This is a genomic window from Tenacibaculum aquaeponti, from assembly GCF_057221555.1.
This window is the reverse complement of the sequence record NZ_CM170147.1, coordinates 1,032,273-1,053,550: the sequence shown is the minus strand read 5'-3', so window position 1 is coordinate 1,053,550 and position 21,278 is coordinate 1,032,273. Positions and strand designations below refer to the sequence as shown.

Genomic DNA, 21,278 nt, shown 5'->3' with positions numbered 1-21,278 from the left:
TATATTAAGACAACTTCTTGTCAGATAATCCTAATCCTTTAGCAAGGTTAAAAAGGTTACTGAATAATCCTTCTTCATCAGAAGTGTTAGCTCTATCTTTTAAGTCCATTAAAAGATTTGCTACAGTTAAGTTTTTGATGTCTTCAGAAGAGATTCCGTATTTGTTGGCGAAATCTTTTACTTTTTCTAATAAGTTTCCTTTAACATCATCACTACCTAAAATAGCATCTTTTACATCTTGAATATTATCACTATGTTGAACTAATCTATCGATTCCTTTAGCCTTAGTAATTTGTCCGATAATTTGATCGAAGAACATTGTTTCTCCACCAACGATATCAATATTGGCAGCTCTTAAAGCATCACCAATAACTTGTGCTTGTGCATCTGCGATATCTTTCTGGATTTGAATTTGAGCTAAGTCTACTTGCAATTCTTTCTCTAAGCGTAACTTGAACTCTTCGTGCTCTTTACCAACACCGTCTAATTTCTTCATTGCTTCAGCTTTCTCTTCGATACCAGCAGCATCTGCAATTGCTTTTTCTTTAATTACTTGCGCTTCAGCTAAACCTTCTTCTTTAATAGCTTCAGCTTTAGCTAAAATTCCAGCAGCTTCAGCTTTCGCTTTTTTCTCAATAATTGTAGCTTCTACTAATCCTTGACGTTCATTAGCATCTGCTTTTGCATGCATCACTTGTGCTTCAGACATACCAATTGTAGCTTCTTCTTTAGCTTTTGCTTCTGCTAATGTTTTACGAGCTTCTGCTTCTTTTTCACTTGCTTCTTTTTGAGCTTGAGCTTCAATATTAATTTCCTCAGCTTTTTGTTTAGCAGCTTCTTTTTGTGCTTCAGCTTCTTTAATAGTTTTAATTAATGCTTCTTCTGCATTAGCTTCAGCAATAGTAATTTTAACTTGTTTCTCACGATCTGCAGTTTTGAAAGCTTCGATATCTTTCATGTTTTCTTGCTCTTCAACTACACCTTTCTCTAACATTACGCGATCACGTATCACATCTTGAATGTTTTTCTTTTCTACTTCAACGACTTTCTCTTTTTCAATTTGTGCTAAAGTTACAATACGCTCTCTCTCTGTAGCTTCTAACATTCTGTCTTTTTCTACTCTTTCAGCTTCTACTGCATCTGTTCGTAATTTGTTTTTCTCAGCAACGATAACTTGACGTTGTTTGTTTTCTTCTGCTACTTGTAGTTTTTCTTCAGTTGCTATTCTTGCACTTTCAGATTTTAAACGCTCTTCCTCAGCTACTTTTAAAGTTTCTGCTTCTTCACGAGCTTTAATATTTGCAATTTCACGTTTTTGTTGTTCTTCTTTTTCCGCTAATTGCTTGTCTAATTCTAAGATTGCTTCGCGAGCTTCCACATCTTGTTTACGAATTACTTTTTCTTCGTCTCTTTTAATTAAGTTCGCTTGGATATTTTGTGCTGCTGTTAATTCAGTAATTTTCTTAATACCTTCTGCATCTAAAATATTATCAGGTTTCAAAAAACTAACAGGAGTTTGTTCTAAATAATCAATAGCACAATCTTCTAAAGTATATCCGTTTAAATCTGTACCAATAATATCAACAATTTCATCTCTAAATTCACGTCTAGCTTCGTATAATTCGGTGAAATCAAACTTTTTACCTACAGTTTTTAAGGCTTCAGAGAATTTTGCTTCAAATAATTCTTCCAAAGTTTCTATATCAGAAGCTCTTTCACAACCAATAGTCTGAGCCACCATTTTAATAAAATCTACTTCATTGTTAACACGAACAAAGAAAGCTACTTTAATATCTGCACGCATATTGTCTTTACAAACAAGTCCGTCGTCTCCAATTCGTTCAATTTGAATTTTCTTTACAGAAATATCCATGATTTCAACACGGTGAAAAACAGGAACTACATACATACCTCTATCGGTTGCGACTTTTGTTCCTTTAAATCCAGTACGAACTAAGGCTTCTCCTTGTGGTACTTTCTTGTAAAACATTGCAATAATTGCAAAGTATACTATAATAATGAATAGAATTATACCAAGGCCAACACTTAAAAGTTGAATAATTGAATCTGTCATAGTAATTAATTAGTTTTAGTGATTTTTATTTGTTTTAAATTTAATTTTTAAAAGTTTATATCTATGCTACCTGATTTATATTCTTGTGCATAATAGAATAGTTTATCGTTGCTTTGTTTGATAATTAGTATCTGAGAATTATAACTTATTTCTTTTCCATCTAAAGATTTTATATTGATATTAAGTGTATTTCCATCTACTTTAATTTCAGCCCTTCCTAACTTTTTATCAGATATTTTAGATAAACTTGTTCCTTTTCGTCCAATAATTTCTGCTGGTGCATCTCCATCCTGATTAAGATTTTTAAAAAATGCTTTAAAAGGAGTAGTGAAGATTTTTGTGACAAATAGTGAAGGGAAAAAACTTCCTAACATTATAATGAAGCCAAAAGTACTATTGTAGCTATGAGTAATTGTTGTACCTAAAGTAGTTATAAGCCACCATATGAAAATCCAAGATGTAAATGTGAACATAAATGGTAAACCAACAAAGTTGAAGTAGATTAATAGTACTTGCCACCATTTTAAAGGTTTTCTTCTTTTGCCTACAATATCTTCTTGATTAACTTCTGTATTAGCTACATCATGAAAGTCGATATCGCTTCCTTCGATACCAGTACCTATATTAGAATCTAAGTCTACATCAATATCAGCATCTACATCGACATCGATATCTACGTCTACATCAACATCTAAATCGAAGTCTACACCTGAGATCATGGTAATAAGCCAATAAGTCAAAAGTAGAATTAAAAGAATGGTTAATGTGATGTTTACATTAGAAAATACAATATCGGTTAATGTCATAGCTAGTTAGTAATATGTGTTAGTTTTTTATTCTATAAATTCTAGTTTTTGTTTTTCAATTCCTCTAAATTATCAAATGATTTCTTTAATCTTTTTGTCATTTTATCTAAATCAGAAGTTTTACCTGATAATTTGATTTCAAAATTATCAATTTTAACTTTTGAATCGTCTATTTGAGCTTTATTTTCATAAATAAATGCAATTGTAATTTCTTGATCATCGTCATTCTCTTTAAACATTTCTTTTAAAGTGTTCCAATTAAAAGTTTGTAACTTTTCTATACTAGATGTCTTTAGTTCAAAGTTTGTAGTAGCAGACTTAGATTTTTTCTCTTCAGTATTTTGACCATAAGAAGTAAAATTTAATAAAGAAAGAATGGTAATTAATATAATTTTCGTTTTCATAGTTTTTAGTTTGTGGTAGAAGAATTTAATCTTCAAAACCTAATTGTTTTTTTAATTGAGCCAAATTATCTTCAGCGGTTTTATTTTTAGTATCAGTAAGCTCGTTTAACTTTTGATCTACAGTTTTCGATGATTTAGACAAATCTCCATAGGCCTCAGCTAAAGCTTCTTCTTGTTGTACTTTTTCTTTCATGCGCTCTAGCATAGCAACCGTTCCAGAACTATCCATTTCAGCCATTTGCTTATTCAAGTTTTTTGTTGCTTTAGAAACTTTAACACGAGCTTTAAGAGTTTTTAATTCATTTTCCCATTTACTTATTGTTCCTTTAATTTCTTGAACATTTCCTTCTAATTGAGCAACAGAATTGTCAAAGCTAGTGGCTTCATTTTTTGCATTTTCTATTTGCAAATGTATTTCTTGTTTCTTTAGTAAGGCTTGTTTAGCTAAATCATCTGCTTCATTGAACTCTAATTCACCATTTTTAGCCTTAGTAAGTACTAACATGGCTTTTTGTTCGTAATCATTGGCTTTAGCTGTAAATTCTTCAATGTCATTTTTAGCTCTAATAGCAAGAGCTTTAACTTGTGCTAAAGATTCGAGAGATTTTTCAAGATCAACACGCAAATCGCGAATACCTTGTTCCGTCATTTTAATAGGATCTTCCATATTGTCTATTGCAGCATTGGCTTCTGCTTGTCCTATTTTAAAAAGTCGTTTAAAAAAATTCATAATTTCTAATATTTTGAGAAATTAATGATTTGCTCAGAGTATTCACTAAGTAACAAACTTAAAGAATTTAAACTGGCTTCTAATTCATTAATATCTAAGTTTTCTAATTGTAATGTGTCTCTAAAAATGACACGTTCACCTGTTTCATCAAGCACAAAAGCTCCATGAATTATATCTCTATTTTTTTGAAGTAATGCTTTAAACATAGCTTCGTTTGGTTGTGTTGCTTTAAAAATAAATTGTTCCATGACTAGTATAGGATAAGCAACACCAATAATTAAGTTTTTTATTCCAAAATTCTCTTTTTCAATAACAAAAATCCCATCAGATTCGATCTCTTTACTAATTGTAAAGTTTAATTCTAATAAAAAGTTTTTCGTTTTATTAAAGTGAATGTTCATTAGCAATTGGTTATAATTAGATAGTTTATATATTGATTTTCTTTTAAGGTAAAATAATAGATACCATAAATACTGCAAAATGTAAAGTTAATAGAATCATAATAAAATAGTTAATAGTTAAGTGACCTTTTTTTTCTAGAAAAATTAGCAATTTTCGTTTTTATTAGCTAATATTGTTAGTGTAAAGATACTAAATATTTTAATATTTGCAAATAAAATTAGCAAAACATGTCTTTTTTTGGAAGAAACATAAAAAAAATTAGAGGAGTAAAAGGATTGAGTCAGAAATCTTTTGCGGAATTGTTTGATTTAAAGCGAGCTACATTAGGAGCGTATGAAGAAGGTAGAAGTGAGCCTAAAATAGAAACGATAATTAAGATTGCTAATTATTTTAGCATTTCAATTGATAGTATGCTAACTTCTGATTTAACAGTGAATGAATTATTGCGTTTTAAAGAGGATTTAATTCTTGATAATAATGTACACGAAAAGGAAAGTTTTGTTAATATACCTTATGTTTCTGAAAAAAATGTTGAGAATTATTGTAAGCATTATAACAATCCTTCTTTTTTAAATGACTTGTCAATAATTAGTTTACCAATAGAAATTGATAAAATTTTACGAGCATTTACAGTTACAAATTTAGAAATGACAGATCATGACAAAGGTTTGTATCCTAAAGATATTGTTATTGCAGAAAAAATTGCAGAAGAAGATTTTGAAAATTATGGAAATGGAGAGGTAGTTATTGCTGTTTTAGAGAAAGAAATTATACTAAGAAAAATTTACTTTATTTCTGACAAAGTGGTTTTTAAAGCAGAACACAAAAATATTGAAGAAAAAATTTTTTCGAAAACAGATATAAAAGAGTTATGGCAAGCAAAGTATACTTTTATAAAGCGTTTGCCTGAAATAGGTGATGAGGTTGAAAATAAACTACTATTCTTAGAGAAAGAATTATTGAAGCTTAAAAATCGAGGTTAAGCTTTATAATCATTATTAATTCCTAAACTAAAACCAAACCTAGTTTCATTTTCGCTTCCTAATCTGTGAATAGCTATTTTACCAAGTCCTATTTTACTAAATTCGTTAAAGGTAATATCTTCTTCTTCGAAAAAGAGTGTTCCTTTATATGGTTTTTTTGGAACATATTCACTGGTATTAATATTTTGGTAAACATTAATAGAGACTACTTTGTTATCGTCTTTTAAACTACTTGATATTCCAAAATCATCCCAGATAATATATTTATTGCTTGAGTTGATTGTTCTTGAAGGTTCACCAAAAATTTCGACTAAATTTTTAAATTCAGTAGGAAAAGTAAGTGGAGTTCCATTAACTAATATACTGTCTGTATTACAGTTTATAATAAAGTATTTTTGTTTCTTCTTCTTAAAAATAGTAAACATAAAATTAATTTATGATTTTTCTACTAGAACAAAACTATAAAATAAATAGAGTATAAACTGTATAAAAGAAGTAATTTTTAATAGATATTTTTTAGTTTATTAATAGTAAGTTAATACTGTTACTTTTAATTAAATTTGCTATTAGAATTTACACAGATTTTAAACATTAAAGTATGAATATACCTCAAACTAGCTTTCCCAGAGTAGTTATTATTGGTGGAGGTTTTGCAGGATTAGCCGTTGCAAGAGGTTTAGAAGATAAAGAGTTACAAGTTGTTCTTTTAGATAAACATAATTACCACACATTTCAACCTTTATTATATCAAGTTGCTACGGGAGGTTTAGAGCCAGATAGTATTGCTTTCCCTTTAAGAAAAAGATTTAATGATATCGAGAACTTTTATTTTCGATTGGCTGAAGTTTCAAGGATTGATTCTGAAAATAAAAAAGTAAAAACTTCAATAGGTAGTTTAAGCTATGATTATTTAGTTATTGCTACTGGTTCTACAACTAATTTCTTTGGTAATAAAAATATTGAAAAACATACCATGGAAATGAAGACGATTCCTCAGTCTTTAAATATTAGAAGTCTAATTCTAGAGAATTTTGAAGAAGCTTTATTGACTTCTGATTTAGAAGAACGAAAAAAGTTAATGAATTTTGTGATTGTCGGTGGTGGACCTACAGGAGTTGAATTGGCTGGGGCATTAGCGGAAATGAAAAAGGAAATTTTACCAAAGGATTATCCAGATTTAGATATCCGTTTGATGAAAATCAATTTGATTCAAGGTGCAGATTGTCTTTTGAAAGGTATGAGTTCACAAGCTTCAGAGAAAGCAGAAGATTTTTTAATCAAGTTAGGTGTTGATGTATGGAAAAATCTAAGAGTTCAGAATTATGATGGAGATACAGTAACTACCAACGGAGAAGATCATTTTAAAGCAAGTACTGTAATTTGGGCAGCAGGAGTTAAAGGAGCTTCTATAGATGGGTTGCATGCTGAATGTGTTGTTGAAAGAGCAGCAAGATATAAAGTAGATGAATTTAGTAGGGTAGTTTCTGTTGATAATATTTTTGCTATTGGTGATGTTGCGTGTATGAATACAGAAGCTTTTCCTTATGGACATCCAATGATGGCGCAACCAGCAATTCAACAAGGAAAATTATTAGCTAAGAATATATTAGCGCTTCAAAATGGAAAAAGCATGAAGCCTTTTGTTTATAATGATAAAGGGTCTATGGCTACAATCGGTAGAAATAAAGCTGTAGTAGATTTACCTAAATGGAAATTCCAAGGAGTTTTTGCTTGGTTCGTTTGGATGATAGTTCACTTATTTTCACTAATCGGTTTTCGAAATAAGGCAGTAGTGTTTTTAAATTGGATGTATAATTACATACGTTTCGATAGAGAAACAAGACTAATTATCCGTCCGTTTAAGCAAAAAAATAAATACTCATTTGAGAGTGATAAATAAAAAAAATCCCAAGTAATTAACTTGGGATTTTTAGTTTTGTTTTAAACTTATTTATTCGACTCCTGTTGAAATCGTAGAAATAGAATTGTCTTCATTAACAATGATCTCGTATTCGGAGCAAAAATCCATTTCAACAGTTTCTACAACTTCTATATCGTTCTTTATTACAATAGTAAAAGTTATTGTTCCAGAATCGTAACTTCTGAACTCTGAAGATTTACCAGATTCTACATTGTTAAGATTTTCTGTATTACCTCCTGAAGTTTTAATTTGAACACTTACTTCTTCAGTTCCCATGTTTGTAATGCGAGCTCTTGGGTTTTCGTTTTTACAATCTGAGCAAGAAGTGAAGTTAAAAGTTAAAATTAAAATTAAGAAAAAGGAATAAAATCTTTTTAATAATTTCATTAATCAGTATATTTTGGGGTTATATTTTGCGAATATAATATTTTTAAAATTAAAAGAAGTTTTTGATTGTTAACAACAACCAGAATTTGGATCACAACTAAAACCTTGACTTTGAATTTCTGATAATTTTAATTTAGGTTTTTGTTTTGGTGAAATACCGCATTGGTCTTCGGCTAAACAAGCTGTAGCTGTATTCACTAGTAGGAAATTTTTTCCATCGAAATCTAAATCATATTTACCGATAGTTGTTCCTTGGTATTCAACTTCTATTTCTACATCCTTAAGGTTTAAAGTCTTTTCAGAAAGTTCTATAATATGAATTAATTTTTCAGGATGTAACCTATGATTATAATCATTAGCATTCCATAATTGAAAATTTATTTTTTCTTCTTTACGGAGTACTCCTCCACAATCAATAAAATGCTTGGTAATTTTTCCAACTTCTGTTACATGAAAATGTTCAGGAACCAAATTGCCATCTGGCAATTGAAAAGCTATAGTGTTTAATTCTTTTAAGTGTTTTTTTATTTCGGTAAGTTTCATAATCGTTTAATTTAATTGAGATAAAACAAAATACATTTCAGACGCAATTTGATTGCTTCTTTCTAAATATGTTTGAATTTGTTTGTCGGTATTGTCAGAAATTTTTGGGTCTTCATAAGTGATAGCAATTCTTTTATCTGTACCAGACACGAACGGACATCCTTCATCAGCTTGCGAGCAAGTCATCACTGCAGCAAACTTTGAACTTGGGTTAAAGGAATCGTCATAACGTTTAGAAAAACCAATAATAGGATGAGAAACTTCATCATATTTAATTGCGTAAACGGGATTTGTATTTTCACTAATAATGCTTATTTCAAAACCTTGATTTTTCAATGTTTCTGCAATTGGATGTGCTAAAGCAGTGGCTTCTGTACCACCAGAATAGGTTATGATATTTTTGATGTTAAAATGATTCGCTAAAGTTTGCATCCATATCTGGCCTAAATGACTTCTTCTAGAGTTGTGAGTGCAAATAAAGTTAATGCGTATATCTTCTTTTTTAGTTCTTTTTTCTTTAATGTAAGTTATTAATGGTTTTAATTTTTCTTTTCTTTCATTAGTAATTTCCAGAGAAGAAATTTTTTCTATTGTTTTAATTAAATCCGTATTCATTGTAATATTACGATTAATATATTCAAATTTTTTTAGCAGCATTTGTTGATGGATGTAGAGAATATTTCTAAAAATTGATTTAAAATAGTTCTGATTTCTTCCCACTTTTCATTATTAATACAGTAACAAATACTTGTTCCTTCGATATTTCCTTTTAAGATTCCAATACTTTTTAATTCTTTTAAATGTTGAGATATAGTAGGTTGTGCTAAACCAATTTCATTGACTAAATCACCACAAATACAGGTTTTTACTTTAGATATATGTTCTAAAATAGCTATTCTTGCAGGATGCCCTAATACTTTAGCTATTTGAGCTATATCATTTTGATTTTTGGAAAATATTTCAGATTTAGTTAATCCCATACTTTAATTGTATATTGCAATATTACGATAAAATAAACTAGTAAAAAAGAAAAAAATAGATTTATAAAGTTTTTATAAACTTTTTTATTTGGTTTTCAGCTATATCATCAATTTTACTTCCATCTTTAGAGAACCAAACATGTATGTCTCCAAGGTAATTCATTCCTAAATATTTAGCACTTTCTATAAAAGGCATTTCAAAACCTTGTCTTCTGTCATTTTCTCCAGAATTGCTAACCATGGCCATATTTTTGCCTCTTAGTTTTCTTCCTAATTCTTTCTGATAATGCAATAGATCTGATAATCTATCGAAAAATACTTTTAAAATTCCACTCATTGTGTACCAATATACTGGAGTAGCAAAAATGATAGTGTCATATTTTTCTGTAATTTTTTGTAGCAATGGAAGAAAATCATCATTTGCATTTTTGAAATCGTAATCAAAATGCCCAATATTATAATCTAATAAATCAATAATATCAAAATTCGAATCTCGGTTTAATAACTCTATTATTTTTTTTGTGTTTCCATTTTTTTTGGAACTAGCTTTAATAATTACTGTTGTATTCATTGTTATAATTTTTTAGGAAATTTACTCAGAATACAAGTATTTGTTTTTTTAGATTGATTGCTAATTCTGATGATACTCAAGAAAAAAACAATTGAAAAATAAAGGAGTTTAAAAATCTTTGTGTTATAGTTTTATTTGAACACCAAAAGTAACTAATAAGTCTTTGTCTTTAGTTATTGCAATTAATTTTAGCTCGTCTTTTGGTTTAATAATATCGGGGATAAAAAGTGTTATTTTTCCTTCTTTTTCAATTAGAGAAACTATTTTTTCAAGAACAACAATATTAGTATTTGTTAAAGTTCTATTCCTGTTTTCTCCTCTTTTTACAGGTGTAACACGTTTATCAATGGTTAAAAGAAAGTGAATGTTATGCTTTTTTGTTTTTCCATCCACTTTATAAGAAAAATTTACTTTTTTGTTTTTAATTTTTAAGTCTGTTATTTCTATAGTGTTAGAATTAGATCCTCTGTGTAAAATTTGTTTAATTCTTCTTTCTATTCTCACTTTATCAGAACCAACAAAATGTTCATCACCATTTATAACTAATTGAGGGGTGTAAATAGAACTACTTAAAAATTTTTCAGCATAGTCTCGTTGTTTGTTAGTATAATCTTTAGAAGCAAAAGGATCTTTCCAACCGATATAATCCCAATAATCAACATGGTAAGCTAAAGGAATTATTTTATCACTATTATTGTTGTTTTTAATTTCTTCTAGAAGTTTGTCTGCAGGTGGACAACTAGAGCATCCTTGTGACGTAAACAATTCTAAAACAACTACAGGTTTTTCTTGTCCATTTAAACTAAAAAAAGAAATAAAAAAGATAAAAATGAGTCGATAATGCATAAAGAATAATTTAATTTTCAAATTAGTAGTTTTTTTAACAAAAGACTTACACTATCGCTTTAAGACCTACTATATTTTTTTTACATTTATAAAATCAATAATAGAATGAAGATGAATATAGAGAAATATAAGGTTAATGGAGAAGTAAAATTAAAGAAGAAGAAAACTTTAGAGTATATTGAAGATGCTGAAAAGAAATTAAAAAAAGTAAGAAAAAAAATAGCCGACTTACAAAATACAATGTATGCAGAAGGTAAATATAGTGCCTTAATTTGTTTACAAGGTATGGATACTGCAGGTAAAGACAGCTTAGTAAGAGAAGTGTTTAAACAATTTAATGTTAGAGGAGTAGAAGTACATAGTTTTAAAGTTCCTACTGAATTAGAATTAAAACATGATTTTTTATGGAGACATTACATTGCACTACCATCCAAAGGTAAAGTTGGTGTTTTCAATAGAACGCATTACGAAAATGTACTAGTTACGAGAGTACATCCAGAATATGTGTTTTCAGAAAATATTCCTACAGTGAAAAGTTTGGAAGACTTAAATGATGAATTCTATCATGATAGAATGGATCGTATCAATCAATTTGAAAAACATATAGCAGCGAACGGAACTATTATTTTAAAGTTCTTCTTACATCTATCTAAAGAAGAACAAAAAAATAGGTTATTACGTCGTTTAGATATTCCTGAGAAGAATTGGAAGTTTTCAGCTGGAGATTTAAAAGAAAGAAAACTTTGGAACGAATATCAGTTTTGTTATGAAGATGCTATAAACAGAACATCAACAGATCATGCGCCTTGGTATATAGTACCCGCAGATGATAAACCAACAGCTCGTTTTATAGTAGCACAAACTATTTTAGAAGTTTTTGAAAAGTATAATTTTAAAGAACCTACTTTAGATAAAAAACTTTTAGATAAAATTAACGAGTTTAAAGAAGAATTAAATAACGAATAATAGCGTTATTATTGACATCTTTGTACATTTTAAATAAGTAAAACACTACCATTAAAAATTTTTTAATAACTATATGGAGTTAAACCTGAAAAAACCTATCGTTTTTTTCGATTTAGAAACAACTGGAATTAATATAGCCACTGACAGAATTGTAGAAATTTCTATACTTAAAATATTCCCTAACGGAACACAAGAAAGTAAAACATGGTTGGTAAACCCTGAAATAGAAATACCGCAACAAGCTATAGATGTTCATGGAATTACGAATGAAAAAGTTGTTACAGAACCAACATTTAAAGAATTAGCATCTAAAATAAACGAGATGATATTCGATTCAGATCTTGCTGGATTTAATTCAAATAGATTTGATATTCCGCTTTTAGCTGAAGAATTGCTAAGAGCTGGAATCGATTTTGATATGGAAGAAAGAAAAGCCATCGATGTACAAGTAATTTTCCATAAAAAAGAACAACGAACTTTAAGTGCAGGTTATAAGTTTTACTGTGGTAAAGATTTAGAAGATGCACACTCTGCTGAAGCAGATACATTAGCAACTTATGAAATCTTAAAAGCACAATTAGATAAATATGAAGATATAGAGAATTCAGTAGAAGCGTTAAGTGAATTTTCTTCACATACAAAACGAGCTGATTTCGCAGGATTCATATTATTTGATGAAGATGAAGATGAGATATTTGCTTTTGGAAAATATAAAGGAAGAAAAGTAGAAGATGTTTTAAAAGAAAATCCTGGATACAATTCATGGATTCAACAAGCAGACTTTCCATTATATACTAAAAAAGTATTGCGCCAAATAAAAGAACGAATGAGTTCGCCTGAAACGCCTGAAATGACAGATGAAGAAAAGTTAAAAGCGTTACAACAAAAATTTAATTTAAGATAACAATGTACATACCTTATAACGAATTACCGAACTCTGCAAGAGTTTGGGTGTATCAAGCTGATAGAACATTTACTCAAGAAGAAATAGAAGTAATTTCTGCAAGAGCCTTGTTATTTATTGATCAATGGACCAGACATGGTGAAGATTTAAAAGGATCTTTTGCTATAAAATATAATCAGTTTATAATTTTAGCAATAGATGAAAACTTTAATTCAGCTTCTGGTTGCTCTATTGATGCTTCAGTACGTTTTGTTAAATCTATAGAAGAAGAGTTCAATGTAGATTTAATGGATAAAATGAACATTTCATTTAAAGACAATGATAATATCAATGTCGTAAAACTTTCAGATTTTCAAGAGTTTGCTAAACAACAGAAAATAACTGCTGCTACAGTTGTTTTTAATAATATGGTAAACACTAAAGAAGATTTTGAAACCAAATGGGAAGTTACAGCAGACAAAAGCTGGCATAGCCGATTTTTGGTATAAGAATTGTTTAAAGTAAAGTAATCCCCGATGTTTTATAAGGAAATTTAAAAACTCGTTAAATTAACGTGTGAACGATTTATATGAAGAAAAAGATACTATTATTAGCTGTAATTTTTACAAGTGTTATTAATGCTCAGCAGTTAGATCCGTTACGAGCAAAACAGTACATTTTACAACAAGAATGGGTAGATAGTATTATCGATTCAATGTCTATTGAAGAAAAAATAGGACAGTTGTTTATGGTGCAAGCATATTCTAATAAAGATGCTAAACACGAAAAATTTATTTCTGATTTGATTACAAAACATCATGTTGGAAATTTAATTTTTATGAAAGGAACACCAGAAAAACAAGTAGCACTTACTAATAAGTATCAAAACTTAACTAAAAAAGTTCCGTTATTAATTGGTTTCGACGGAGAATGGGGATTAGATATGCGATTAAAAAATACATATCGTTTTCCTTGGAATATGACTTTAGGAGCCATTCGAGATAATAAGTTAATTGAAAAGTTAGGGGAAAGAATTGGAGAACAATGCAAACGAGTAGGAATTCATATTAATTTTGCTCCGGTTGTAGATATTAATACAAATCCAGACAATCCAATTATTGGAAATCGTTCTTTTGGAGAAAAGAAAGAAAATGTTGCAGAAAAATCAGTAGCTTTTACAAAAGGAATGCAAAATGCAGGTGTATTAGCAAATGCAAAACATTTTCCAGGGCATGGAGATACAGCTACAGATTCACATTTAACATTACCGTCTATAAATTTTACATTACAACGATTAGATTCAATCGAATTATATCCATTCAAAAGACAATTTGATGCAGGTGTAGCAAGTGTAATGACAGCACATTTAAGTATTCCTTCTTTAGAATCGAATATTAATTTACCATCTTCATTATCTAAAAATGTAGTTACCGATTTATTACAGGATAAATTAGGTTTTCAAGGTTTAGTTTTAACTGACGGATTAAACATGAAAGGAGCAGCAAATTATGCTACAGCTGCCGAAATTAATTTGGCTACTTTCTTAGCAGGAAATGACATTTTGTTAATTCCTCAAGATATTCCGAATACAGTAAAAGCTTTTAAAAAAGCTTTAGAGAAAGGAGAATTAAATGAGGAAAGAATTAATAAGTCGGTAAGAAAAATTTTAAAAGCAAAATATTTAGTCGGTTTACAAAAGTTTGATACGATTAAAACGGATAGTTTACTTGTAGACTTAAATACTGCTAAAGATGAATTACTGCATCGAGATTTAATTAAAAAATCATTAACTGTTCTAAAAAATACAAGAGAAACATTACCAATAAAAAAGTTAGAGTTAAAAAATATAGCTTATGTTGCTTTAGGAGACGATAAAGGAGATGATTTTGTTAAAATGCTTCAGAATTATACTAAAGTAGATGTAATTTCAGCAAAGCATTTAGATATACTAACTAAAAAATTAGAAGACTATAATTTAGTAATTATAGGTTTTCATAAATCGAATAAAAATCCTTGGAAATCGTATAAGTTCTCTAATCAAGATTTAGTTTGGTTACAAGAAATATCAAGAAACAAACGTGTTATACTTGATGTTTTTGCAAATCCTTATAGCTTATTACAAGTTAAAACATTTACGAATATTGATAATATTATTGTTTCTTATCAAAATAGTAAGTTAGCACAAGAACTTTCTGCTCAAGCAATTTTTGGAGCTTTTGAGATTTCAGGAAGACTTCCGATAAGTATTAGAAATGAATTTCAAACAGGAAATGGAATGATTATATCTCCATTAAATCGCTTTGAATATACCATACCAGAAGCTGTAAATTTATCAAGAGATACATTAAAATATGTAGATCGTTATATTGATACTATTTTACAGCAGAAAATGGCTCCGGGAGGTCAGATTTTAATTGCGAGACACGGAAAAGTAATTTATCATAAAACTTTTGGTTATCAAACTGATGCTAAACGAAGAAAAGTAAAAAAAACTGATGTTTACGATTTAGCGTCTTTAACTAAAATTTTATCTACTTTACCAGCTGTAATGAAATTAGAAGAAGATAGAAAATTATCACTTCAATCTGATTTAGTTGATTTACTTCCAGCTTATAAAGACAGTAATAAAGAGCACTTAAATATCAAACAAATCTTATCACATTATGCTCGATTGAAATCGTGGATTCCATTTTATACAAGAACAATTGATTCTATAACTGGTAAAGTATCAAAAGAATATTATAGAACTAAAAAATCGAAGCAGTTTCCGATAAAAGTAGCTAAAGATTTATATTTAAATAAAGATTACAAGGATTCTATTTACACTAGAATTAAAGACTCTGATTTACGAGAAAGAGTAGGATATAAGTATAGTGATTTAGGATATTATATACTTAAAGAGGTTGTAGAGAAAAAGTATAAAAAACGTTTAGATAAAGTTGTAGAAGATGAGTTTTATGCATCTCTAGGTTTAAATAGAACTTCATATTTACCTCTTGAAAAATTTAATTGGAAAGAAGTTGTTCCTACAGAAAAAGATGATTATTATAGAGAACAATTATTAAGAGGTTATGTTCATGATATGGGAGCTGCAATGCAAGGTGGAGTAGGAGGTCATGCTGGTTTATTTGCGAATGCAAACGATGTAGCAAAAATTATGCAAATGTATTTGCAAGGAGGAACTTATGGAGGTGTAAAATATTTTAGACCAGAAACTATTGAGAAGTTTAATACAAGGTATTATCCTCAAGTAAGAAATAGAAGAGGTTTAGGTTTCGATAAACCACAAATAAATCCTAGAGAAAAGCCAACATGTGGTTGTGTTTCTGAAAATAGTTTTGGTCATAGTGGTTTTACAGGAACCTATACTTGGGCAGATCCAGACACAGGAATTCTATATGTCTTTTTATCGAATAGAGTTTATCCGACTATGGATAATAGAAAATTAGTTAAAAGTAATATAAGAACTAAAATTCAGAAGGTTATTCAAGACGCTATTGTGAATTAAATAGTAATTCAACTGTTTTGAAGAATTATCAACTATTAAAAAACAAAATTCTACAAGAAGGTATTTTAACAAAACAGAAAACCTTCAAAAGAGATGAGTTCATAAAAGTTAAAGGATCTAAGGATACTAATATCTATTTTATAATATCTGGTAGTTTAAAAGTTTTCTTTACCAATAATACAGAAGAGCATGTAATGTATTTCGGGTATAAAAACTCAATTATCACTGCAATAGATTCCTTTTTATCTAATTCAATTAGTGATCTTGAAATAAAAGCACTAAAAAAAACTGTTGTTTTTTATCTTTCCAAACAAGAGTTTTACAATTTTTTAGATACGAATACCGAGTATTTAAAATTGTGGAATGAAATATTACAAGAAATTATATTACATCAATTTGAAAGAGAAAAAGATTTATTACTAACTTCTCCAGAAGAAAGGTATCAGAAAGTATTACATCGAAATCCAGAACTTTTTCAAGAAATTCCTCATAAACATATTGCAAGTTATTTAAGGATGGCTTCTGAAACATTAAGTAGAATTAAAAAAACGTGACTTCAGTCAATATTTATATTTTCTCTTGTTCGTTTCTTTGAGGTATTAAATTTAATGGAATGGATAATTTTACTATACAATTATTAGCTATAAAAGATGCTGAGATTTTCTTTGAGTTAATTCAAAACAATAAAAGTAGATTAGAAGATTTTTTTGCAGGAACAATAAAATATACCCAAACTAAAGAAAGTACTTTAAATTATTGCAGAACGATAGAAGATAAAATAAAACTAAGGACATACTATCCCTATCTTATTTTTAATAATGAAAAACTGATTGGTTTTATTGATTTTAAAAATATAGATTGGTCTATACCAAAAGCAGAATTAGGAGCTTTTATAGATGTTAATTTTGAAGGGAAAGGCATTATTACTAAAAGTTTTACAACGTTATTGGAAAGTGTGGTTAAAACGCATGGTTTTAAAAAACTTTTCTGTAGAATATCTCAACAAAATGTTAGGAGCATTGCGTTAGCTGAAAGATGTGGTTTTCGTTTAGAAGGTATAATTACGAAAGACTATCGAACTACTAATGGAGAATTAATTGATTTGAACTATTACGGAAAGGAGTTATAGTTTTAGTTCTTAAAGGCAAATTCAATAATATTAGCTCCCATTCGTAATGCTTTTTCTCTGGTTTCTTTAGGATTATTATGAATTGATTCATCTTCCCATCCGTCACTTAAATCACTTTCATAATCGTAAAAAGCAATTAATCTACCTTCATAAAATAAACCAAATCCTTGAGGAGCTTTTTTATCGTGTTCGTGAATCTTTGGTAGTCCTTTTGGAAAATCAAATGTCTGATGATAAATAGGATGAGATGTAGGTATTTCTTGAAAATTAAGTTTAGGAAATACTTTTTTCATTTCACGACGAATATATTTATCTAATCCATAATTATCTGAAATATGAATAAAACCACCAGATATAAGATACTTTCTTAAGTTCTCTACAGAAGCATCATCAAAATAAACGTTTCCGTGTCCAGTTAAAAAAACAATTGGTAAACTAAAAATATCTTCACTATCTGGTGTTACAGTTGCTATATTGTAATCTATAGATGTTTTGGTATTCCTGTTACTAAAATTAATTAAGTTAGGTAAAGATGTTGGATTTGCATACCAATCTCCACCACCACCGTATTTTAGAATACCAATTTGTTGTGCACTCGTATTAAAAGATATAATAAATATTAAAATATATAGTATGTTTTTCATTTGATCTTGATAAGCGATAACCAAGATATAAATAAAAAAAAACACCATTCCCTTCTTATGGTGTTTTTTTTGTGAAGAAAGTAGTAAATATTAATCCCTAAATATATTTACTGGTTTATGTAAGTTTTCATTTCAAATATAGTTAAGTTATTCGTTATTAGACTCCTAAAACGTATGTTTTGGATGTTTTAGGACAACTTTATAAATAAAAAAACACTGTTGTTAAACAGTGTTTCGGCTTTTCCCTCTTCATAGAGAGTTTCCTCTCTATAATTCGTTGTAAAAACTTAATAAAATAAGTTATTGCATAATTCTTACTTTATTAAGTATACATTCAAATATAAAATTGAGAAGACAAATCAAAGTCCTAAAACTTATGATTTGGATGTTTTCGGACTAATTAAGGATAAAAAAAATTAACAATTTGAGTTTTTAAAGGCTAAAGGAGTACATCCAGCGTGTTTCTTGAAAACATCATAAAATGCAGATTTTGAGTTGAAACCAGATTCTAAGCCAATAGAAGCAATAGTATAGCTTTCATATTTAGGATTAAGTAAAAATTTTTTTGCTTGTTCAACTCTCATCTCATTAATATAATCAACAAAACTTTTTTTAGCATTATTATTTATTATAGCCGATAAAGTACTTGTTCCTATGCTTACATCCTTAGATAGATTTTGAAGAGTGTATTTTGGTTGCAAAAATTTTTTATTTGTCTTTACATAAGAATCAACATTTAAAAAGTGTTCTTCATATTTGGTAGAGAGCTCTTTTTCCTCTTGAATTTCAGCTATAGTTTCGTTTTCACTTTCCTCTCTAATATGTTTTCTTTCTTTTAATATTCTCAAATATTTAATTCCCTGATATCCTAAAATGAAAATAATTACAGTTGTAGATATTCGTAAAGGATAGTAAGAATAAATAAAACCAGAGAAGTTTAAACTGAATTTAATAACTAATGCAAAAACCCATAGTAAATAAACAATACCTGTGAGTTTAAAAAAGTTATAAATCCATTTTAAGTTATCAAAAGAAAGTATTTTTTGAAAAAGCTGTTCTTTATTTCGAAGAACGTAATAAGAATAAACAAAAATACTAATAGAACTAATAAAACTAATAAGTTCCTCAAAAGACGTATAACGTTCGTAAATATAATTTAGTTCTTCCTCAGTTGCTCCACCAGTAGACGAAAATATAACAAAGCTAATTTGCGCTATGCACATTAGTAGAAAAACAAAAATAAAATATTTAAGTATCTTTTTTTGATGATTTACTATGTCTAAATAATTAACTAAAAAAGCATAAAAGAAAGGACCACTTAAAAAATGCCAAGGAATTTGAATGTAACTTAGCATGAATTTATGCTGAAATAAGTTTAAAGCTAAAGCCCAAGATTGAAAATTGTTAAGAGCAATAGTTAATATCATTAAGTTTAAGAACAGTAAGCTTTTATTCTTTCCGTATTTAGAAAAAAACATGAAAAAACTTAGGCAAAAACCTAGTAAAGCACTTCCTAATAAAAATACATTGAAAACATCCGTTATGTTAAATGCTGGTAGCATAAATTGATCTTTGGTTGGGGTTAGGGGGATATAAATTTAATAAAATAAATCTTTTTATAAAATTTATATTCTGGGTACTTTCCTCCTAATTTGTAGTTTATATACTAAAAATGTAAAAAACTAATATGCTGTACAGCTGTTAATGCAGCAGTTTCTGTTCTTAAACGACTTTTTCCAAGAGATATAGGTTTGAAATTTGTTATTGAAGCTATGTTTACTTCTTCTTCAGAAAAATCTCCTTCAGGACCAATTAAAATTGTAATGTTGGAGTTGAATTTAGAAATTGTATTCAAACTTATTTTTTCTGAAGGATAACAATGAGCGATAAATTTATCTCCAGAATTATCTTGTTTAATAAATTCCGAAAATTTTATAGGTTCATTAATAATAACCGCATTGAATTTTAATGATTGTTTCATAGCGGCTAACATTATTTTTTGTAACCGTTGTGTTTTTACAATTTTTCTTTCAGAATTATGGCAAATGATTGGAGTTATTTCATCGATACCAATTTCAGTAGCCTTTTCAATAAACCATTCTAAACGATCCATATTTTTAGTTGGCGCTATAGCTACATGAAGATGATAATTCCATTCTTTAGTTCTTTGCTCAAAACCTACTATTTTAGCAATACATTTTTTATCACTAGGTATTGTTATAATAGCAGTAAAAACTGTTCCTTTACCATTGGTTATAATGAGTTTATCGTCACTGTCTTTTCGAAGTACTTTAATAATGTGACGACTTTCTTCTTTATTAAAGATGATTTCTTTAGTTTCCTTTGTTATTTCTGGATTAAAAAATAGTTGCATTATAGGTTTAATCGATAAGTTCGTCTTCTTTTATGTGTAACTGGTTGAAAATCTTTCCAAATTTTGAAAATGGCAGTATTATCTTCTAATTCAGGAGTTCTAATACAATTTTGAATTCCTTTAGCTGTAAATGTTCTGATATTTTCTCTAAAAATGATTGCAGTTACTCCTTTGTTTTGATAATCTGGATGTACACCAATTAAATAGAAAGTAATGTCTTTAGCGTATTTTCTTGCTTTTAATAAATGAAATAAACCAAATGGAAATAATTTTCCTTTAGCCTTTTGTAAAGCTTTAGAGAAAGAAGGCATAACTATAGAAAATGCGACCATTTTATTTTCACTATCTACAACAAATTTAATGTATTCAGGATTGATAAATGAAATGTATTTTTTCTTGAAAAACTCTATTTGGGCATTAGAAATTGGAACATAAGTAGATAGCTTTGAGTAAGTTTTACTAAATAACTCAAACATTTCATCTACATAAGGCATAATATCTTTGGTTTTTGTAAACGTAACCTCTTTTAAGTTATATCTCTTTTGAATTAAGTTTCCTGCTTTCTCGTATTTCTTTGCATTTACATTTTTAAATTCAAATTTGTTCTCTAAATATTCTTTTTCTTTAACAAAGCCTAACTTTTCTAAATGATCTTTGTAATAAGGAAGATTGTACCAAGTAATCATAGTTCCAATATGATCAAATCCTTCGATTAAAACCCCTGTCTTATCTAAATTATTAAAACCTACAGGACCTTCTAAATATTCTAATCTTTTTTCTTTTCCTATTTCCTTTGCTTTATTTATTAAAGCCTTGGTTACTTCAATATCATTAATAACTTCAAACCAACCAAATCGTATTTTTTTTATTCCTTGTTTTTCAACTTCGTAGTTATTAATTATAACAGCAATACGACCAACTACTTTTTTATTTCTAATAGCGACAAAAAGCCTAGCATCAGCATGTTCGAAAACAGGATTAATATTACTATCGAAATTATTTATTTCATCATTAATAATAGGAGGGACCCAGTATTTATTGTCTTTGTATAAAGAAAAAGGAAATAAAACAAATTGTTTTATTTCCTTTCTTGTTTTTATTTCCTTTAGTTGAATCATAAAACAAAT

24 protein-coding genes are annotated in these 21,278 nt (G+C 28.5%); 8 read left to right on the top strand and 16 right to left on the bottom strand.

Annotated features, from left to right (window positions below):
• Positions 1 to 4: 4 nt before the first annotated feature.
• From AC2TEO_RS04690 to AC2TEO_RS04670, 5 genes are read right to left on the bottom strand one after another with little or no spacing between them, the layout of a single operon-like run.
• The gene (locus AC2TEO_RS04690) at positions 5 to 2,074 is read right to left on the bottom strand and encodes a flotillin family protein (protein WP_442267000.1); all 2,070 of its coding nucleotides are present in this window, start codon (positions 2,072 to 2,074) and stop codon (positions 5 to 7) included.
• Between the two features lie 47 nt (positions 2,075 to 2,121).
• Positions 2,122 to 2,880 (bottom strand): hypothetical protein, encoded by a 759-nt coding sequence (locus AC2TEO_RS04685; protein ID WP_442266999.1) that lies wholly within the window; start codon positions 2,878 to 2,880, stop codon positions 2,122 to 2,124.
• Between the two features lie 41 nt (positions 2,881 to 2,921).
• Positions 2,922 to 3,284 carry a hypothetical protein gene (locus AC2TEO_RS04680; protein ID WP_442266998.1) on the bottom strand — a complete coding sequence of 121 codons (363 nt, stop codon included), beginning with the start codon at positions 3,282 to 3,284 and terminating at the stop codon, positions 2,922 to 2,924.
• Positions 3,285 to 3,309: 25 nt separating this feature from the next.
• The gene (locus AC2TEO_RS04675; RefSeq protein ID WP_442266997.1) at positions 3,310 to 4,014 is read right to left on the bottom strand and encodes a PspA/IM30 family protein; all 705 of its coding nucleotides are present in this window, start codon (positions 4,012 to 4,014) and stop codon (positions 3,310 to 3,312) included.
• 5 nt (positions 4,015 to 4,019) lie between these two features.
• Positions 4,020 to 4,415 (bottom strand): type III secretion system chaperone family protein, encoded by a 396-nt coding sequence (locus AC2TEO_RS04670; protein ID WP_299680882.1) that lies wholly within the window; start codon positions 4,413 to 4,415, stop codon positions 4,020 to 4,022.
• A gap of 228 nt (positions 4,416 to 4,643) precedes the next feature.
• On the opposite strand from AC2TEO_RS04670, the gene AC2TEO_RS04665 reads away from it, so the two are divergent.
• The gene (locus AC2TEO_RS04665) at positions 4,644 to 5,399 is read left to right on the top strand and encodes a helix-turn-helix domain-containing protein (protein ID WP_442266996.1); all 756 of its coding nucleotides are present in this window, start codon (positions 4,644 to 4,646) and stop codon (positions 5,397 to 5,399) included.
• Here AC2TEO_RS04665 and AC2TEO_RS04660 read toward each other — a convergent pair.
• Positions 5,396 to 5,824 (bottom strand): DUF7738 domain-containing protein, encoded by a 429-nt coding sequence (locus AC2TEO_RS04660; protein ID WP_442266995.1) that lies wholly within the window; start codon positions 5,822 to 5,824, stop codon positions 5,396 to 5,398. The two genes, AC2TEO_RS04665 and AC2TEO_RS04660, sit on opposite strands and share 4 nt — an antisense overlap.
• Positions 5,825 to 5,997: 173 nt before the next feature.
• Between AC2TEO_RS04660 and AC2TEO_RS04655 the strand changes: the two genes are divergently transcribed.
• The gene (locus AC2TEO_RS04655; protein WP_442266994.1) at positions 5,998 to 7,299 is read left to right on the top strand and encodes an NAD(P)/FAD-dependent oxidoreductase; all 1,302 of its coding nucleotides are present in this window, start codon (positions 5,998 to 6,000) and stop codon (positions 7,297 to 7,299) included.
• Between the two features lie 51 nt (positions 7,300 to 7,350).
• Here AC2TEO_RS04655 and AC2TEO_RS04650 read toward each other — a convergent pair whose 3' ends face one another.
• The 6 genes from AC2TEO_RS04650 to AC2TEO_RS04625 all read right to left on the bottom strand — a co-directional run bounded on the left by AC2TEO_RS04650 (position 7,351) and on the right by AC2TEO_RS04625 (position 10,668).
• Complete coding sequence (locus tag AC2TEO_RS04650) at positions 7,351 to 7,707, bottom strand: hypothetical protein (RefSeq protein WP_442266993.1); 357 nt, start codon at positions 7,705 to 7,707, stop codon at positions 7,351 to 7,353.
• Positions 7,708 to 7,776: 69 nt separating this feature from the next.
• A complete protein-coding gene (locus AC2TEO_RS04645) occupies positions 7,777 to 8,250 on the bottom strand; it encodes a DUF6428 family protein (RefSeq protein WP_442266992.1) in 474 nt (157 codons plus the stop codon).
• A gap of 6 nt (positions 8,251 to 8,256) precedes the next feature.
• The gene (locus tag AC2TEO_RS04640; RefSeq protein WP_442266991.1) at positions 8,257 to 8,865 is read right to left on the bottom strand and encodes an arsenate-mycothiol transferase ArsC; all 609 of its coding nucleotides are present in this window, start codon (positions 8,863 to 8,865) and stop codon (positions 8,257 to 8,259) included.
• Between the two features lie 32 nt (positions 8,866 to 8,897).
• Entirely contained in the window at positions 8,898 to 9,230 is a 333-nt protein-coding gene (locus AC2TEO_RS04635) for an ArsR/SmtB family transcription factor (RefSeq protein WP_442266990.1), read from the bottom strand.
• 61 nt (positions 9,231 to 9,291) lie between these two features.
• On the bottom strand, positions 9,292 to 9,801 hold the full coding sequence (locus tag AC2TEO_RS04630) for a flavodoxin family protein (RefSeq protein ID WP_442266989.1): 510 nt from the start codon (positions 9,799 to 9,801) through the stop codon (positions 9,292 to 9,294).
• Positions 9,802 to 9,924: 123 nt separating this feature from the next.
• On the bottom strand, positions 9,925 to 10,668 hold the full coding sequence (locus AC2TEO_RS04625; protein WP_442266988.1) for a DUF1223 domain-containing protein: 744 nt from the start codon (positions 10,666 to 10,668) through the stop codon (positions 9,925 to 9,927).
• A 90-nt stretch (positions 10,669 to 10,758) separates the two neighbouring features.
• Here AC2TEO_RS04625 and AC2TEO_RS04620 point away from each other — a divergent pair, with 90 nt between their 5' ends.
• From AC2TEO_RS04620 to AC2TEO_RS04595, 6 genes are all read left to right on the top strand, one after another.
• Positions 10,759 to 11,613 carry a PPK2 family polyphosphate kinase gene (locus AC2TEO_RS04620; protein ID WP_442267743.1) on the top strand — a complete coding sequence of 285 codons (855 nt, stop codon included), beginning with the start codon at positions 10,759 to 10,761 and terminating at the stop codon, positions 11,611 to 11,613.
• Between the two features lie 73 nt (positions 11,614 to 11,686).
• Positions 11,687 to 12,517: an exonuclease domain-containing protein gene (locus tag AC2TEO_RS04615; protein ID WP_442266987.1), complete on the top strand. Its 831-nt coding sequence runs from the start codon at positions 11,687 to 11,689 to the stop codon at positions 12,515 to 12,517.
• 2 nt (positions 12,518 to 12,519) lie between these two features.
• Complete coding sequence (locus AC2TEO_RS04610; protein ID WP_442266986.1) at positions 12,520 to 13,005, top strand: ABC transporter ATPase; 486 nt, start codon at positions 12,520 to 12,522, stop codon at positions 13,003 to 13,005.
• Between the two features lie 80 nt (positions 13,006 to 13,085).
• Positions 13,086 to 16,004: a serine hydrolase domain-containing protein gene (locus AC2TEO_RS04605; protein WP_442266985.1), complete on the top strand. Its 2,919-nt coding sequence runs from the start codon at positions 13,086 to 13,088 to the stop codon at positions 16,002 to 16,004.
• Positions 16,005 to 16,021: 17 nt separating this feature from the next.
• Positions 16,022 to 16,558 carry a Crp/Fnr family transcriptional regulator gene (locus AC2TEO_RS04600; RefSeq protein WP_442266984.1) on the top strand — a complete coding sequence of 179 codons (537 nt, stop codon included), beginning with the start codon at positions 16,022 to 16,024 and terminating at the stop codon, positions 16,556 to 16,558.
• Positions 16,559 to 16,617: 59 nt separating this feature from the next.
• Positions 16,618 to 17,133, top strand: a complete 516-nt coding sequence (locus tag AC2TEO_RS04595) for a GNAT family N-acetyltransferase (RefSeq protein ID WP_442266983.1) — start codon at positions 16,618 to 16,620, stop codon at positions 17,131 to 17,133.
• A gap of 2 nt (positions 17,134 to 17,135) precedes the next feature.
• On the opposite strand, the gene AC2TEO_RS04590 is transcribed toward AC2TEO_RS04595, so the two are convergent.
• From AC2TEO_RS04590 to AC2TEO_RS04575, 4 genes are all read right to left on the bottom strand, one after another.
• Positions 17,136 to 17,777 carry a DUF4159 domain-containing protein gene (locus tag AC2TEO_RS04590; RefSeq protein ID WP_442266982.1) on the bottom strand — a complete coding sequence of 214 codons (642 nt, stop codon included), beginning with the start codon at positions 17,775 to 17,777 and terminating at the stop codon, positions 17,136 to 17,138.
• Between the two features lie 416 nt (positions 17,778 to 18,193).
• Positions 18,194 to 19,339 carry a helix-turn-helix domain-containing protein gene (locus AC2TEO_RS04585; RefSeq protein ID WP_442266981.1) on the bottom strand — a complete coding sequence of 382 codons (1,146 nt, stop codon included), beginning with the start codon at positions 19,337 to 19,339 and terminating at the stop codon, positions 18,194 to 18,196.
• A gap of 104 nt (positions 19,340 to 19,443) precedes the next feature.
• On the bottom strand, positions 19,444 to 20,151 hold the full coding sequence (locus tag AC2TEO_RS04580; protein ID WP_442266980.1) for a 16S rRNA (uracil(1498)-N(3))-methyltransferase: 708 nt from the start codon (positions 20,149 to 20,151) through the stop codon (positions 19,444 to 19,446).
• The gene (locus AC2TEO_RS04575; protein WP_442266979.1) at positions 20,151 to 21,269 is read right to left on the bottom strand and encodes a GTP cyclohydrolase; all 1,119 of its coding nucleotides are present in this window, start codon (positions 21,267 to 21,269) and stop codon (positions 20,151 to 20,153) included. The genes AC2TEO_RS04580 and AC2TEO_RS04575 overlap by 1 nt, the downstream gene beginning before the upstream one ends.
• Positions 21,270 to 21,278: the final 9 nt, after the last annotated feature.

Bases quoted from the DNA above. Each gene is read 5' to 3' on its own strand.
- AC2TEO_RS04690 (WP_442267000.1), bottom strand. From the start codon at position 2,074: ATGACAGATTCAATTATTCAACTTTTAAGTGTTGGCCTTGGTATAATT.
- AC2TEO_RS04685 (WP_442266999.1), bottom strand. From the start codon at position 2,880: ATGACATTAACCGATATTGTATTTTCTAATGTAAACATCACATTAACC.
- AC2TEO_RS04680 (WP_442266998.1), bottom strand. From the start codon at position 3,284: ATGAAAACGAAAATTATATTAATTACCATTCTTTCTTTATTAAATTTT.
- AC2TEO_RS04675 (WP_442266997.1), bottom strand. From the start codon at position 4,014: ATGAATTTTTTTAAACGACTTTTTAAAATAGGACAAGCAGAAGCCAAT.
- AC2TEO_RS04670 (WP_299680882.1), bottom strand. From the start codon at position 4,415: ATGAACATTCACTTTAATAAAACGAAAAACTTTTTATTAGAATTAAAC.
- AC2TEO_RS04665 (WP_442266996.1), top strand. From the start codon at position 4,644: ATGTCTTTTTTTGGAAGAAACATAAAAAAAATTAGAGGAGTAAAAGGA.
- AC2TEO_RS04660 (WP_442266995.1), bottom strand. From the start codon at position 5,824: ATGTTTACTATTTTTAAGAAGAAGAAACAAAAATACTTTATTATAAAC.
- AC2TEO_RS04655 (WP_442266994.1), top strand. From the start codon at position 5,998: ATGAATATACCTCAAACTAGCTTTCCCAGAGTAGTTATTATTGGTGGA.
- AC2TEO_RS04650 (WP_442266993.1), bottom strand. From the start codon at position 7,707: ATGAAATTATTAAAAAGATTTTATTCCTTTTTCTTAATTTTAATTTTA.
- AC2TEO_RS04645 (WP_442266992.1), bottom strand. From the start codon at position 8,250: ATGAAACTTACCGAAATAAAAAAACACTTAAAAGAATTAAACACTATA.
- AC2TEO_RS04640 (WP_442266991.1), bottom strand. From the start codon at position 8,865: ATGAATACGGATTTAATTAAAACAATAGAAAAAATTTCTTCTCTGGAA.
- AC2TEO_RS04635 (WP_442266990.1), bottom strand. From the start codon at position 9,230: ATGGGATTAACTAAATCTGAAATATTTTCCAAAAATCAAAATGATATA.
- AC2TEO_RS04630 (WP_442266989.1), bottom strand. From the start codon at position 9,801: ATGAATACAACAGTAATTATTAAAGCTAGTTCCAAAAAAAATGGAAAC.
- AC2TEO_RS04620 (WP_442267743.1), top strand. From the start codon at position 10,759: ATGAATATAGAGAAATATAAGGTTAATGGAGAAGTAAAATTAAAGAAG.
- AC2TEO_RS04615 (WP_442266987.1), top strand. From the start codon at position 11,687: ATGGAGTTAAACCTGAAAAAACCTATCGTTTTTTTCGATTTAGAAACA.
- AC2TEO_RS04610 (WP_442266986.1), top strand. From the start codon at position 12,520: ATGTACATACCTTATAACGAATTACCGAACTCTGCAAGAGTTTGGGTG.
- AC2TEO_RS04605 (WP_442266985.1), top strand. From the start codon at position 13,086: ATGAAGAAAAAGATACTATTATTAGCTGTAATTTTTACAAGTGTTATT.
- AC2TEO_RS04595 (WP_442266983.1), top strand. From the start codon at position 16,618: ATGGATAATTTTACTATACAATTATTAGCTATAAAAGATGCTGAGATT.
- AC2TEO_RS04590 (WP_442266982.1), bottom strand. From the start codon at position 17,777: ATGAAAAACATACTATATATTTTAATATTTATTATATCTTTTAATACG.
- AC2TEO_RS04585 (WP_442266981.1), bottom strand. From the start codon at position 19,339: ATGCTACCAGCATTTAACATAACGGATGTTTTCAATGTATTTTTATTA.
- AC2TEO_RS04580 (WP_442266980.1), bottom strand. From the start codon at position 20,151: ATGCAACTATTTTTTAATCCAGAAATAACAAAGGAAACTAAAGAAATC.
- AC2TEO_RS04575 (WP_442266979.1), bottom strand. From the start codon at position 21,269: ATGATTCAACTAAAGGAAATAAAAACAAGAAAGGAAATAAAACAATTT.